This is a genomic window from Nocardia tenerifensis NBRC 101015, from assembly GCF_000308715.1.
GTDB lineage: Bacteria > Actinomycetota > Actinomycetes > Mycobacteriales > Mycobacteriaceae > Nocardia > Nocardia tenerifensis.
This window is the reverse complement of record NZ_BAGH01000351.1, coordinates 38,664-52,793: the sequence shown is the minus strand read 5'-3', so window position 1 is coordinate 52,793 and position 14,130 is coordinate 38,664. Positions and strand designations below refer to the sequence as shown.

Annotated in this window: 13 protein-coding genes and 1 tRNA gene; 9 read left to right on the top strand and 5 right to left on the bottom strand. The window is 67.8% G+C overall.

What is annotated here, in order from left to right; all coding sequences use genetic code 11:
• Positions 1-101: 101 nt before the first annotated feature.
• The 4 genes from eno to ON39_RS27760 are packed head-to-tail and all read left to right on the top strand — an operon-like array spanning position 102 to position 3,572.
• Positions 102-1,388, top strand: a complete 1,287-nt coding sequence (gene eno / locus ON39_RS27775) for a phosphopyruvate hydratase (RefSeq protein WP_040738818.1) — start codon at positions 102-104, stop codon at positions 1,386-1,388.
• 14 nt (positions 1,389-1,402) lie between these two features.
• Positions 1,403-2,080 (top strand): FtsB family cell division protein, encoded by a 678-nt coding sequence (locus ON39_RS27770; RefSeq protein ID WP_040738817.1) that lies wholly within the window; start codon positions 1,403-1,405, stop codon positions 2,078-2,080.
• Positions 2,077-2,628: a DUF501 domain-containing protein gene (locus ON39_RS27765; RefSeq protein WP_040738816.1), complete on the top strand. Its 552-nt coding sequence runs from the start codon at positions 2,077-2,079 to the stop codon at positions 2,626-2,628. The genes ON39_RS27770 and ON39_RS27765 overlap by 4 nt, the downstream gene beginning before the upstream one ends.
• Positions 2,625-3,572, top strand: coding sequence for a Ppx/GppA phosphatase family protein (locus tag ON39_RS27760; RefSeq protein WP_040738814.1), 948 nt, complete (start codon positions 2,625-2,627; stop codon positions 3,570-3,572). Before ON39_RS27765 ends, ON39_RS27760 begins: the two co-directional genes overlap by 4 nt.
• An 11-nt stretch (positions 3,573-3,583) precedes the next feature.
• Here the strand turns inward: ON39_RS27760 and ON39_RS27755 are convergent, their stop codons facing one another.
• Positions 3,584-4,039: an SRPBCC family protein gene (locus ON39_RS27755; RefSeq protein WP_040738812.1), complete on the bottom strand. Its 456-nt coding sequence runs from the start codon at positions 4,037-4,039 to the stop codon at positions 3,584-3,586.
• A gap of 202 nt (positions 4,040-4,241) precedes the next feature.
• Between ON39_RS27755 and ON39_RS27750 the strand changes: the two genes are divergently transcribed.
• From ON39_RS27750 to ON39_RS27735, 4 genes are all read left to right on the top strand, one after another.
• Entirely contained in the window at positions 4,242-5,708 is a 1,467-nt protein-coding gene (locus ON39_RS27750) for a peptide MFS transporter (RefSeq protein WP_040738811.1), read from the top strand.
• Positions 5,709-5,743: 35 nt separating this feature from the next.
• The gene (locus tag ON39_RS27745) at positions 5,744-7,267 is read left to right on the top strand and encodes an APC family permease (RefSeq protein ID WP_246002769.1); all 1,524 of its coding nucleotides are present in this window, start codon (positions 5,744-5,746) and stop codon (positions 7,265-7,267) included.
• 25 nt (positions 7,268-7,292) lie between these two features.
• The gene (locus ON39_RS27740; protein WP_040738807.1) at positions 7,293-8,210 is read left to right on the top strand and encodes a ribonuclease Z; all 918 of its coding nucleotides are present in this window, start codon (positions 7,293-7,295) and stop codon (positions 8,208-8,210) included.
• A gap of 111 nt (positions 8,211-8,321) precedes the next feature.
• A tRNA-Leu gene (locus ON39_RS27735) sits at positions 8,322-8,395 on the top strand.
• Positions 8,396-8,510: 115 nt separating this feature from the next.
• On the opposite strand, the gene ON39_RS27730 is transcribed toward ON39_RS27735, so the two are convergent.
• Genes ON39_RS27730 through ON39_RS27720 form a run of 3 tightly spaced genes read right to left on the bottom strand, consistent with a single transcriptional unit; the run spans position 8,511 to position 11,004 of the window.
• Entirely contained in the window at positions 8,511-9,359 is an 849-nt protein-coding gene (locus ON39_RS27730; protein ID WP_040738806.1) for an LLM class flavin-dependent oxidoreductase, read from the bottom strand.
• Positions 9,360-10,550, bottom strand: a complete 1,191-nt coding sequence (locus ON39_RS27725; RefSeq protein ID WP_051187203.1) for an epoxide hydrolase family protein — start codon at positions 10,548-10,550, stop codon at positions 9,360-9,362.
• A gap of 1 nt (position 10,551) precedes the next feature.
• Positions 10,552-11,004 (bottom strand): SRPBCC family protein, encoded by a 453-nt coding sequence (locus ON39_RS27720; protein ID WP_040738805.1) that lies wholly within the window; start codon positions 11,002-11,004, stop codon positions 10,552-10,554.
• A 91-nt stretch (positions 11,005-11,095) separates the two neighbouring features.
• Here ON39_RS27720 and ON39_RS27715 point away from each other — a divergent pair, with 91 nt between their 5' ends.
• Positions 11,096-11,623, top strand: coding sequence for a MarR family winged helix-turn-helix transcriptional regulator (locus tag ON39_RS27715; protein ID WP_051187201.1), 528 nt, complete (start codon positions 11,096-11,098; stop codon positions 11,621-11,623).
• A 269-nt stretch (positions 11,624-11,892) separates the two neighbouring features.
• Here the strand turns inward: ON39_RS27715 and ON39_RS27710 are convergent, their stop codons facing one another.
• Positions 11,893-13,575: an alpha/beta fold hydrolase gene (locus ON39_RS27710; RefSeq protein ID WP_169335923.1), complete on the bottom strand. Its 1,683-nt coding sequence runs from the start codon at positions 13,573-13,575 to the stop codon at positions 11,893-11,895.
• Positions 13,576-14,130: the final 555 nt, after the last annotated feature.

Genomic DNA, 14,130 nt, shown 5'->3' with positions numbered 1-14,130 from the left:
CGGAGTGCCGGTTACCCGCCGAGCTCGGCGGACGCTAGGCTCGCAGCGCACGGCAATTCCCGTACTACTCACCGTGCCCGCAGCCGAAGGAGTTCGTTTTCGTGGCCATCATCGAACAGGTCGGAGCTCGCGAGATCCTGGATTCTCGCGGAAACCCCACTGTCGAGGTCGAGATCGCCCTCGACGACGGCACCCTGACCCGGGCGGCCGTGCCCTCCGGCGCGTCCACCGGCGAGCACGAGGCCGTCGAGCTGCGTGACGGCGGCGAGCGCTACGGCGGCAAGGGCGTACAGAAGGCCGTCGAGGGCGTGCTCGACGAGATCGCGCCCGCCGTCATCGGCCTGGACGCGGTCGAACAGCGCACCGTCGATCAGGTGCTGCTCGACCTGGACGGCACCCCGGACAAGTCCCGCCTCGGCGCGAACGCCCTGCTCGGCGTCTCGCTCTCGGTGGCCCGCGCGGCGGCCGAGTCCTCCGGCCTCGAGCTGTTCCGTTACCTCGGCGGCCCGAACGCGCACGTGCTCCCGGTGCCGATGATGAACATCCTCAACGGCGGCGCGCACGCCGACACCAGCGTGGACGTCCAGGAGTTCATGGTCGCCCCGATCGGCGCGCCCACCTTCAAGGAGGCGCTGCGCTGGGGCGCCGAGGTCTACCACGCGCTGAAGGCGGAGCTGAAGTCCAAGGGCCTGTCCACCGGTCTCGGCGACGAGGGCGGCTTCGCCCCCGACGTGGCGGGCACCCGTGAGGCGCTCGACCTGATCAGCGGCGCCATCGCCAAGACCGGCCTGAAGCTGGGCAGCGATGTCGCGCTCGCGCTCGACGTCGCGGCCACCGAGTTCTACACCACCGGTAGCGGTTACAAGTTCGAGGGCAGTGTCCGCACCGCCGCCGAGATGACCCAGTTCTACGCCGAGCTGCTCGGCTCCTACCCGCTCGTCTCCATCGAAGACCCGCTCTCGGAGGACGATTGGGACGGCTGGGTCGCGCTCACCGACGAAATCGGCGAGAAGATCCAGATCGTCGGCGACGACCTGTTCGTCACCAACCCGGAGCGCCTGGAGGAGGGCATCGCCAAGGGCGCCGCCAACGCGCTGCTGGTGAAGGTCAACCAGATCGGCACGCTCACCGAGACTTTGGACGCCGTCGAACTCGCGCACCGCAACGGCTATAAGACGATGATGAGCCACCGTTCAGGCGAGACCGAAGACACGACCATCGCCGACCTGGCGGTCGCGGTGGGCAGCGGCCAGATCAAGACCGGCGCGCCCGCCCGCAGCGAGCGGGTGGCCAAGTACAACCAGCTGCTGCGCATCGAGGACGCGCTCGGCGACTCCGCCCGGTACGCGGGCGATGTCGCGTTCCCGCGCTTCGCCTTCGAGGGCTAGTCGAGGAACGCGGAATGAGCGAGCGACGTGCGCGCGGGACCAGTCCGGCCGGACGCGGGGACCGCCGCACGTCGCGCTCGGCGCGCTCGGCGCGCTCGCGCCCCAAGGCCGGGTCCGATACGGAGACGGCCGCCAGGCCCGCCGCGGTAAAACGCACCGCGCGCAGGCGATCCGACGACAAGAAGGCCGAGCCGAAGAAGGTCGGCGCGCGCGCCGCCGGGTCCGGCGGGGACCGGCACGACCGCACGATCCTCGGCCTGTCCACCGGCAAGGCGGTCATCCTCGCGATCGTGGTGTGCGCGCTCGCGCTCACCCTGGCCGTGCCGATGCGCACCTACTTCACCCAGCGGGCCGAGGCCGCGCAGCTGGCCCAGCAGCGCAAGGACCTGGAGGCCGATCTCGCGCGGTTGCGGGATCGTCGTGCGCAGCAACAGGATCCGGCCTACATCCGTTCGGAGGCCAGGGACCGGCTGCGGCTCGTGCTGCCGGGCGAGACCCCGTACATCGTGCAGGTGCCCGGCATGGAGGCCGCCGCCCCGCCGACCGCGGTGACCAGGTCGCGCGAGCCCGACCCCTGGTACACCGAGCTGTGGCGCAGCATCTCCGAACCGCAGCCCACCCCCTCGGCCGACAAGACGCCACCGCCCGCCGCGCCGGTGGCGCCGCCGCCAGCATCGGAAGGACCCAGGTGACCGAGCCCAGCGAGACAACGGTAGCGGCCGAGGATCTCGCGATCATCGCCACGCAGCTCGGCCGCGAGCCACGCGGCGTGCTCGCCGTCGCCTATCGCACCCCGGACGGCATTCCGGCCGTCGTGAAGACCGCACCGCGCCTGCCCGACGGCACGCCGTTCCCCACGCTGTACTACCTGACCGACCCGCGGCTCACCGCCGAGGCGAGCAGGCAGGAGTCCGCCGGCGTGATGCGCGAGATGACCGAACGTCTCGGCGCCGACGAGGATTTGGCCGCCGCCTACCGCGCGGCGCACGAAAGCTACCTGGCCGAGCGCGACGAGATCGAGTCGCTCGGAACAGATTTCACCGGCGGCGGCATGCCGGAGCGGGTGAAGTGCCTGCACGTGCTCATCGCGCACGCGCTGGCGAAGGGACCGGGCGTGAATCCGCTCGGCGACGAGGCGGTGGCCCTGGCCGCCGACAATGGGTTGCGCGGCACCGCGATTCCGGCCGACTGGCCGAGGTACGCGCGGTCCGGCGCGCCGGAGAACGGAGCGCGGGCATGAGCGACCGGGTAGCCGCCGTCGATTGCGGAACCAACTCCATCCGACTGCTGATCGCCGACGTGCGCGACGACGGCACGCTGGCCGACGTGCACCGCGAGATGCGGATCGTGCGGCTCGGCCAGGGCGTCGACGCCACCGGCTCGCTCGCGCCGGAGGCCATCGAACGCACCAGGGTCGCGCTGGCCGAGTACACCGCGCTCATGCGGGAGACCGGCGTCGCCCGGGTGCGCATGACGGCCACCTCCGCCACCCGCGACGCGGCCAACCGCGAGGACTTCTTCGCCATGGCCCGCGCCGAACTCGGCACCGTCGTGCCGGGCGCCGAGGCCGAGGTGATCAGCGGTGACGAGGAGGCGCGCCTGTCGTTCGCCGGCGCGATCGGCGAATTGTCCAGCGAGGCCGGGCCTTTCGTGGTGGTCGACCTCGGCGGCGGCTCTACCGAGCTGGTCTTCGGCGACAGTGACGGCGTGCAAGCCGCGTTCTCCGCCGACATCGGCTGTGTCCGGATCACCGAGCGCTGCCTGCCCGGCGACCCGCCCACCGCCGAACAGGTCTCCGCCGCACGGGAATTCGCCGCCGAGCGACTAGCCGAGGCCTTCGCCCGTGTGCCCGTCGAGGGTGCGCACACCTGGGTCGGTGTCGCGGGCACCATGACGACGCTCGCCGCCGTGGCCCTCGACCTGCCCGAATACGACTCGGCGAAGGTGCATCTCAGCCGCCTGGGCCTGGATCAGCTTCGCGCCGTGAGCGATCGGCTCGTCGGCATGACCCATGACGAGCGCGCCGCCCTCGGCCCCATGCACCCCGGCCGCGTCGACGTGATCGGCGGCGGCGCCGTCATCGCCCAGGTGCTCGCCGACGAATTGGCCCGTCGCGCGGGCATTTCCGAGCTCGTCGTGTCCGAGCACGACATCCTCGACGGCATCGCGCTGTCCATCGCCTGACCGGATCGGGTCTACTGGGCTTTGCCCTCGCGGGCCCGGCCCGCGACCAGATCGGCCAGCCTGGACAGTGACTCCTTGTTGCGCGGCGTGAGCGCCATCTGCTGAACCGCGCCGGGCACCAGTGACACCGGGCCGCTGATCGCGCGCTCGAACATGGTGACCCGGGTGCTGTGCGGGCCGATCTCGGTGAGCTCCAGGCGAATCAACGCCGAGCCGACCGGCCACAGCCGGGCCTCCAGCTCGAGCATCCTCGGCTCGTCCACGTCGCGCACCTTCGTGGTGTCCGACAGCGTCATCGGCCACGGGCCGACGCTGTGGTGGATGCGGGTGCCGACGGCGGGCCAGCCCTCGTCGACGTCGCGGATGTGCGAGGCGCCGACCACCCACAGGGCGTACAACCAGCCGTCGGCCAGCACCGTGAACGTTTCCTCCGCCGAGGCGGGCACCGTGATTTCTACCGGATCCATCCGTGCGTCACTTTCGTCGAGTGGCTTGGTGTCGGGACTGGGACCGCTGGGCGGCGCTGCTCCCCGGATGCCCAGACGGGGTCTGGGGAAACGCGCCGATATGCAGTCTGGCACGATCCGTCTCCAGGAGCGACGCTGCGATGATCTTCGAAATTTCGGCATTGATGCCGAAGAATCGTCGCAAACATGGGAAGGTCTGAGGATGTCGGAAGTGAAAACGGCTGATTCACCGATTGCCGGACGGACCATCTTCGGCCACCCGATCGGGCTGACCAACCTCTTCGGAGTCGAACTCTGGGAACGGTTCTCGTACTACGGGATGGTCTCCATCCTCGGCTTCTACCTCTACTACTCGACCACCGACGGCGGGCTCGGGCTCGCTAAGAGCACCGGCGTGGGCATCGTCGGCGCCTACGGCGGCCTGGTCTACCTGTCCACCGTGCTCGGCGGCTGGATCTCCGACCGGCTGCTCGGCATGGAGCGGACGGTGTTCTACGGCGGCGTGGTGGTGATGGCCGGGCATATCGCCCTGGCCGTGCTGCCCGGCCTGAGCGGCGTCGGCGTCGGCCTGGTGCTCGTCGCGCTCGGCAGCGGCGCGCTGAAGGCCAATGCCTCCTCGTTGCTCGGCACGCTGTATGAGAAGGGGGACGCGCGTGTCGACGGCGGATTCACCCTGTTCTACCTCGGCATCAACCTCGGCGCGTTCAGCGGTCCGCTGATCACCGGCCTGCTTAAAGACAACCTCGGATTCCACTACGGGTTCGGCGCGGCGGCCGTCGGCATGGCGCTCGGCCTCACCCAGTACGTGGTGTTCCGGCGCAACCTCGGCACCCACGGCCGCGAGGTGCCCAACCCGTTGCCGCGCGACGCGTTCGGCAAGCTGGCCGCGGTGCTCGTCGTCGCCGTCCTCGTGGTCGCGGTGGTGGCCATCACCGGGCTGGTGACGCTGGACAACCTGCCGGACGTGACCACCGGCGTCATCGCCGTCGCCACGATCGTCTACTTCTGGGTCATGCTCACCAGCGCCAAGGTGTCGCCGGTCGAGCGCAGCCGGGTGCGCTCGTTCATTCCGCTGTTCGTCGCCAACGCGGTGTTCTGGTCGCTGTTCCAGCAGATCTTCACGGTGCTCACGGTGTACTCCGACGAACGGATGAACTGGAACATCTTCGGCTGGACCGCTCCGTCGAACTGGATCAGCTCCGTCGAGCCGGTCTGGGTCATCGCGCTCTCGCCGCTGTTCGCCATCCTGTGGACCAAACTCGGCTCGCGCGCTCCCAGCACCCCGCGCAAGTTCGCGTTCGGCGTGATCGGCATGGGCATCGCATTCCTGCTGTTCGTCCCGCTGGCCGGCTTCAGCGGGGCCACCGTGCCCGCCCTGCTGGTCTTCGTCGTCATGGGCGGCTTCGCCATCTCCGAGCTGCTGCTCTCGCCCATCGGACTTTCGGTCACGACCCAGCTCGCGCCGGAAGCTTTCCGGGCGCAGATGATGGCGCTGTATTTTTTCTCGCTTGGCATCGGCACCTCGATGTCGGGTACTTTGGCTCGGTTCTATGACTCAGACCACGAGGTGGCCTACTTCGGCATCACCGGCGCGGTCGCGATCTGCGCCGGGCTGGTCGTGGCCGTCATCGCGCCGCGGATCAGCAGGCACATGGAGGGCGTGCACTAGCCTGCGTGCCGGACACAGAGGACAGAGTCGACAGCATGACCAGAGATAGAGGAGAAGGCGTGGCGATCCGGGAGCCGGAGAACGCGACGGGACAGGATCCGCGTCGATGGGGCGGGGTGTTCCGCACCAAATCCGTCGAGCAGTCCATCAAGGACACCGACGAGCCCGACTCGAAACTCCGCAAGGACCTGACCGCGTGGGACCTCACCGTCTTCGGCGTCGCGGTGGTGATCGGCGCGGGCATCTTCACCCTCACCGCGCGCACCGCGGGCAATGTGGCCGGGCCGTCGGTCTCGCTCGCGTTCGTCTTCGCCGCGATCGCCTGCGGGCTCACCGCGCTCTGCTACGCCGAGTTCGCCTCGACCGTGCCGGTGGCGGGCAGCGCCTACACCTTCTCCTACGCCACCTTCGGTGAACTCGTCGCGTGGATCATCGGCTGGGACCTCATCCTCGAATTCGCCCTCGCCACTTCGGTCGTCGCCAAGGGCTGGTCGCAGTACCTCGGCGAGGTGATGGGCACGGCGCCGATCCTGCACATCGGCTCGGTGTCCTTCGACTGGGGCGCCGTGCTGCTCATCGCCGTCCTCGGCGTGCTGCTCGCCACCGGCACCAAGGTGTCCTCGCGCGTGTCCGCGGTGGCGGTCGCCATCAAGCTGGCCGTCATCGCGCTCGTGCTGATCGTCGGCCTCACCTACTTCAAGTCGGAGAACCTGACCCCCTACATTCCGCCGTCGCAGCCGGGCGAGGCGGGCGACGGACTGCGCCAGTCGCTGTTCTCCTTCCTTACCGGCGGCGGACACAGCACCTTCGGCTGGTACGGCCTGCTCGCCGCGGCCAGCCTGGTGTTCTTCGCGTTCATCGGCTTCGACGTCGTCGCGACCACCGCCGAGGAGACCAAGAACCCGCAGAAGGCCGTGCCGCGCGGCATCCTCGGCTCGCTGCTCATCGTCACGGTGCTCTACGTCGCCGTGTCGCTCGTGCTCACCGGCATGGTCTCCTACACCGAGCTCTCCGGTGACAACGCCACGCTCGCAACGGCTTTCGCCATCCACGGCGACACCTGGGTGAAGAACATCATCTCCATCGGCGCGCTCGCCGGCCTCACCACGGTCGTCATGGTCATGTTTCTCGGGCAGACCCGCGTGCTGTTCGCGATGTCGCGCGACGGGCTCATGCCGCGCAAGCTCGCCCATACCGGCAAATTCGGCACGCCCGTGCGCATCACCGCCATCGTCGGCGTCATCTGCGCCGTGCTCGCCGGCTTCGTCGACTTCGGCACGCTGGAAGAGATGGTCAATATCGGCACGCTGTTCGCGTTCGTGCTCGTCTCGGTCGGCGTGCTCATCCTGCGCCGCACCCGCCCCGAGCTGCCGCGCGGCTTCCGCGTGCCGCTCGTGCCGCTGGTCCCGATCCTCGGCGTGCTCGCCTGCCTGTGGTTGATGCTGAATCTCTCGGTGGAGACCTGGCTGCGCTTCATCGTCTGGATGGCCGTCGGCTTCGTCATCTACTTCGCCTACAGCCGGCGCCACTCCGTCCTGCGCAACACTCCCGCGGAGTAGGGCATGCCGTCAGGACGGGTTTAGCGTGTCGCCGCGGGAGCTCGTCGTCCTCGGGACCGCCAGCCAGGTACCGACCAAGCAGCGCAACCACAATGGGTATCTGCTGCGGTGGGACGAGGAAGGGGTGCTGTTCGATCCGGGCGAGGGGACACAGCGGCAGATGACCTACGCCGGCGTGTCCGCCACCGACATCACCCGCATCGCCATCACCCACTTCCACGGCGACCACAGCCTCGGCCTCGCCGGCGTGGCGCAGCGGATCAGTCTCGACCACGTGCCGCACGCCGTCGACGTCTGCTTCCCCGCCTCGGGCGCCGAGTATTACGACCGGCTCGTCAACGCCACGTCGTACTACCGGCGCGCCGAATTGCGGCCTCGCCCAATCCATCACGCGGGCGCGGTCGACTTCCCCGGCGCGCCGTTCGCGGTCTCGGCCGTCCCGCTGTCCCACCCCGTCGACACCTTCGGCTACCGGCTCACCGAGCCACCCGGCCGCCGCATCCTGCCCGACCGACTGCGCGACGTCGGGCTGTCCGGCCCCATCATCAGCCGCCTGCAACAGCACGGCGAGGTCGAAGTCTCCGGCCGCACAATAACTCTCGACGAGGTCAGCGAGCCCCGCCCCGGCCAAAGCTTCGCCTTCGTCATGGACACCCGCGTCTGCGACGGCGTCCACGAACTAGCCGCCGACGTCGACATGCTCGTCATCGAGGCCACCTTCCTCGACGCCGACGCCCACCTCGCCGCCGAATACGGCCACCTCACCGCGGGCCAGGCCGCCCGCGCCGCCGCCACCGCCGGCGCCCGCACCCTCGTCCTCACCCACTTCTCCCAGCGCTACCGCGACCTCTCCGCCCACCTGACCGAGGCCCGCCACCACTTCCCCGGCCCCCTCCACATAGCCACCGACCTAACCCGCATCCCCCTACCGCCGAGGCGCTAGTCACTTTTTGGTCAACTGCCCGACTTTCCCCAGGAGGACCCCGACACATTGCACAGCTAGATCACTCGGAATTCCGGTACACCCGTACGACTCGGTACGCTGTCCCGGACGGCCCCCATAGCCCAATTGGCAGAGGCAGTGGACTTAAAATCCATCGAGTGTCGGTTCGAGTCCGACTGGGGGCACTGACCAGAGGCGCACCTACTGTGTGTGGGGTGCGATGAATCCAGGCCACGCCATGGTCCCGTAGTCGGCGACCGTTTCGGTGGGGAAGCGCCGCAACGACTTCGGTCGGGCCGTTCAGTTGACGGCGTCGGCGAGGCGGGTGAGTTCGTCGAGGTCGTCGGTGGCGGGGGTGAAGATGATCTCGTCGACACCGAGGTCGGTGTAGTCGGCGATGGTCTGTTCGATCATGGTCGGGGTGGTGCAGAGTGTGACGTTGCCTGCGATGGGTTCGGGGGCCAGCCGGTAGAAGTCCCGGATGTTCGATCGTCCGGTTTCGGTGTCGCTCAGGGCGAAGTAGGCGAGGGCGACAAGTCTCGGAGTTCCCTGGCGTCCAGCCTCCTGCCAGGCTCGCCGTGCCGCGGCGAAGCTGGGTGCTGTCATGGCCGGTGGCAGTGCGCCGCCGATGTAGCCTTCGCCCCAGCGCGCCATGCGGTCCAGTGTGGGAGCGGAGTATCCGCCGAACAGCAGCGGGACTTGCCGGGTTCCTGAGGGCACGGCAGGGTTCAGTGCGTTGCCGACGGGATTGCCGCCCCATACGTCGCGGTAGAGCGCCAGGTCGGATTCCAGGCGAGCGCCGCGACCGGGGAGGTCATGCCCGGGTACAGTGAATTCTTCTGCGCGCGAACCGATTCCGATGCCGAGGGTCAGGCGGCCGCCGGAGATTCCGTCGATGTCCGCGATCTCCTTGGCCAGCAGGGCGGCTGGCCATGCGGGGGCCAGCAGGACCGCGCTGAGCAGGCCGATCGTCGTGGTCGCCGCGGCTGCGGCCGCGAGCGCGACGGTGTCGCTGATGCCCGGGTAAGCGTAGCGTCCGGTGGTGGCCATGGTGGAAAACCCGGCGTCCTCGGCCCGCGCTGCCCAGCGCGGGATGGTCGTCGGGTCGAGATTGCGTACCTGGTTGGGAAGTCCGACGCCGATTCGCATTCAGTGATTCCTTTCCGCGGTTGGAGTATTCGTGCGCCGAGGCGTGTCCGTAAGGGGACGGAAGAATTCCCGGATGTCGGCGATGAGTTCCTGTGGTGCTTGCAGCGCGGGAAAGTGTCCGCCACGGTCGTAGTCTCGCCACCGGGTTATCACATGCGACAGTCGTGCAAGATCCTGAATCGCGTTGTCTCCGGGGAAGTTCGCGACAGCCGTCGGAACCCCCGAAGGAGACGGCCTGCCCGCTCGGAACTCGGGTCCGAGTTCGAAGTAGAGCCGTGCCGCGGACCCCGCGGTCCCGGTGAGCCAGTAGATGGTGACGTTGGTGAGGATCGCGTCTCGATCGACGGGGGTCTGGCGTGTCTGTGTCGGGTCGTAGTCGACGAACCATTCCAGGTTCCAGGCCAGCTGCCCGACCGGGGAGTCGTTGAGCGCGTAGGCGATCGTCTGCGGACGGGTGCTCATCTGGTGCATGTAGCCCGAGCGTCCATACCACCAGCGTTCCTGGTTCAGCGCCCGTTCGCGGTCCGCCTCGTCGAGCAGTTCTAGCTCGTCGGGAGTCATGGGTGAGGCGGCGAAGGCCAGTGCGTTGACGTGGATGCCGATCACCCGCTCGCGGGCGACGCGGCCCAGCTCGGGCGCGATGAGGCTGCCGAAATCCCCACCCTGGACCGCGTAGCGTTCATACCCCAGCTTGGTCATCAACTCGGCCCAGGCACGGGCGGTGCGATGGACGCCCCAGCCACGTTCGCGGGTCGGGCCGGAAAACCCGTAGCCGGGCAGCGACGGGGCGACGACGTGGAAAGCGTCGGCCGGATCGCCGCCGTGCGCGCGGGGATCGCTCAGCGGTCCGAGGATCGCTCGGAAGTCGGCGATCGTGCTCGGCCAGCCGTGGGTGATGATCAACGGTGTCGCGTCCGGCTCGGGAGAGCGGACGTGTAGGAAATGGATGTTCTGCCCGTCGATGTCGACGGTGAACTGCGGGTGCGCGTTGAGTGCGGCTTCGTGCGCTCGCCAGTCGTAGCCGTCGCGCCAATAGTCGGCCAACTCCCGCAGCCACGTCTTGTCGACGCCGTAGGACCAACCGGCCCCGGGTATTTCATCGGGCCATCGAGTGCGGTCCAGGCGCTGAGTCAGGTCCGCGAGGTCTGCGTCGGGGATGTCTATCCGGAATGGTCGAGGTGCGGACGGCATGTCAGAGGCCGCTCTCGACGAGAGTGCCGAGCCGCGGCAGCGTCTTCGCGATGCCTTCGGCGTTCCAGCGCGGCCATGGTGTGCGCACGAGCAGTGCGCGGACCGGCGAGGTGGACAGGTCGAAGGTCTCGGTCACCTGGGTTCCGCCGTCGACCTCCTCGAGTTCGTAGCGCCAGCGGTGCTTGCCGGGATGGCACCAGGCGATGCGCCGGTCGGCCTCGAACTCGACGACCGTGTTGAGGATCCGGTAACGCACACCGAACAGCTTCATCGCGACCCTGAACGTGGCGCCCATGCTCAGCCGGTCCGGTCCCGAGACCACGTTCTGTACGGTGCCGGATCCGTCGAAATCCGCGTGGCGATGCGGATTGGCCAGCACCGAGAACACCGCCGACGGCGGTGCGGCAATGACGATGTCACGGGAAATCCGGAGTGGGCGGGGCGCGGACGACATTCGATTCTCCTGGCGCAGAACGTATTACGTTGACTGTCCAAACAGTACGACCCGAGATAGTTTGAGTCAAGATGATTGGGGTTGAACTAATATGAACTTGGCTCAACTGGCCGGACTGGCTACGATGGCGACCATGGAGACCTCGCGACCACTCGCCGCCCCGGAGAACGGTCAGGCCTCCGGGGCGCACAGCCGTCCGAACGACCTCGCTTTCCTGCTGCACGCGGCGAACGCACGCATGGCGGACCATCTCGACCGCGCCGCGGTCGAGATCGGGTTGCGGGACATGCGCGACTGGCTTGTACTCGCGGCACTCGCCGACGGCGAGCAAGCGAACCAACTCGAACTGAGCCGCATCGTGTGCGTCGACAAATCGACGCTGATCAGCGTGCTCGATCGCCTCGAAAAGCAGAAGCTCGTCACCCGCACGGTCGCCCCGACCGACCGGCGCGTGCGGATCCCCCGCATCACCTCCGCGGGTAAACGCGTCCACGCCCAGTTCGCCGTTGCCCGCGACGCCGCTGAGACTCGCGCGTTCGACGGGATCCCCAGTGCGCAGCGAAAGCTGATGCTGAGCATGCTGGCTCGGGTTGCCGAGTGTGACCTCGCCGAAGCCTGATCACCCGACCGGTATTCGCTCGAATCGGCATTATGAGTGCTTCGCTGAAGCGGAAACGATCTCGGCCCGTTGATCTTCCGGCGACGCAGATGACCGTTGTGACCGCCGCGGCGTCCGGTGGCGTGCCGGCATTGTGCGAAGCACATCGAGCAGGTCGGCGTGCGGGAGTGGGCCGCTTGTCTCGACGGCCCGAAGTGCTCCAGGTGGCTGTATTGATTCCGCGACCGCGCACCGGACCGGTCCTTGGTGCGGACCGGTCCGGCCAGGGATCAGGAGGCGAAGGCTCGCGGACTCGGGATCATCGGGATGTCCAGGTAGGCAGGGCCTTTTACGTCGGACAGTTCGACGGCGCCCGTGGTGATGGTGTGGCCGTCGTCGTAGAGGGGGTCTCGGGTATCGGTGATCAGGACGAGTTGGTGGTCGGCTGGGACGTGGTAGTCGGCGGCTTGGAGCCGGAAGGTGATGTCGGTCGGGGCCGGTTCGAGGGTGTCGAGGGTGGTGGCGGCGTGGGTGATGAGGGTGAGGGTGTCGGCGGCGGGGTTGTGGTCGAAGAGGTAGGTGATGAGGGTGATGGTTTTGTCCGGTGGGGTGACGGTCAGCCGCATTGTCGGGATGCCTGCGATGTGCTGGGCTTCGGTGAAGAGGGATGGGATCTTCCACACCGCGGCCTCGCGGCGTTTCACCGCTGCCAGTGACTGGTGGTCCGGGAAGCCGAAGCGCTCGCGCCAGCCGCCGAAGATCAGCGCCGAGGTCATTTGGACCTGTTGGGTTCCGGCCTGGAAACTTTGCAGGTAGGACGTCGGCTGGGTCGGCTCCAACAGGCCGTCGGCTTCCTCGTCGGTGGGGGCGACCAGAAACAGGCGCTGTGGCGTCTTCGACCATGTCGCCACGTCCGGGGCGGTGGAGATGGCGAAGGTGTGCATGGTTTCGGTGTGCAGGATGCCGTCGCGGTCTATGCCGTTGTCTATCCCGCGCAAGTGACGATCGAACCAGGCGTAGCCCGCGTCGGGGGTGCGCTGGGGGATGCCGGTGGCCGTGCCGAGGACGTCGACCGCGCCGTGGTCACCGACGGCGCTGTCCACCCGCTTCGGACCGGGATAACGATCGATATAGTCGAGCAGCTGGTTCGCCGGGAAGATCGTCTCGTGCCAGTAGGTGGTGAAGAACGTGGGCGCGTAATGTCCCTCGACCGCCGGTTTGTGGGCGGGGGAGCGGTCCCGCGCCCAGGTCAGCACCTCGTCGATGTTCTCGTTTTTCTCGAAGTTCTCCAGCACCTTGGTCAATCCGGCGCTGGGCTCGGTGCTGACTTCGGCGAGTTCCCTTGCGGCCTTCATGTGCCGGGTCGAGTTGTCGTAGAGCGCCTCGCCCAGGTCCGCCCATGTGCTCAAGGCGACAACGGCTTTGACCCGTGGGTCGGCGAGTGCGGTGAGCTGGCTGATGCCCGAGCCGTAGGACAGGCCGAGCATCCCGATGTTGCCGGGGTCGGCGCGCAGATTGTCTTGACCCAGCGTCCAATCGATGACCTCGCGGGCGTCGGTGATGTCCTCGGGCCCGGCGACGGTCAGCTGCCCGGTCGAATCCCCCAGGCCGCGTTCGCTGTACGCGACGATCGCGTAGCCGCGCAGCAGCAGCCGCACAATGGCGCCGTAGTACATCTTCCAGCCGATCTTGGTCAGCCCGGCGGGCAGGATGACGACGGGGTGCGTGCGGCCGAGCAGGGGTGCCGCGGCGAAGGCGTCGAGCTCGACGTCTCGGCCGTGGTCGTCCTTGGTGGTCACGGGAATTCGCGCCGCTCCCAAGGTGCAGTTGTTGCGCACCTCGGCGATATCTCCGGCGAGGACCGAGGGGGTCGTGCCGACATCGCCGGTCAACAGGGCGTGCCCGACCTCCAGGGCTTGGTTCTCTTGCTCCTCGGTCAGAAAGCTGGTTTGGTTCGAGCTGGATTCCGGCATTTTCCGTTCCTTCCCGATCTGGTTCGTTCCGAAGGATTTCCGCCGGCCGGGCATACGGCCCGGCCGCCCGTGTGTTCGCGCGAGGAAGAACATCGAGCACGTGCGGGTGCATCTTTACGGCTTGCGCAACGCAGAATGGTGTAGGTGAAACGGGGATGGCGCGACAGGTGATATCAGCAGCGAAGCGTGCGGAAGATGTTGTCGCACAGACCCTTTGAGCTTCGCGATATCGAGGATACTCGGACAGCGATCGATTGTTCAGGCGTTTGCGAGGATTCGGTGACGATCCGTGCTCGGCCAGACCGTGTCCGACATCGACGACTGAACGCCGAAAAGCCGCCAAGCGGTTGCGCTTGGCGGCTTCGAGTCTTCCGACTTCGAGGTCGACGTCCCACAAGCGCCTCTCGGCGAGTGGTCGCTCTGAGCGACTAAGGGGTGAGGCCCGGGGCTGTCCGGACGTCGACAGGGTGTTCAACGGTCAGTTCGCCCGGGGTATTCCAGTCCCGCTATGACCTGGGAAACAGCTGTGTGACACGTCGGGAAAATGCCTGGGAC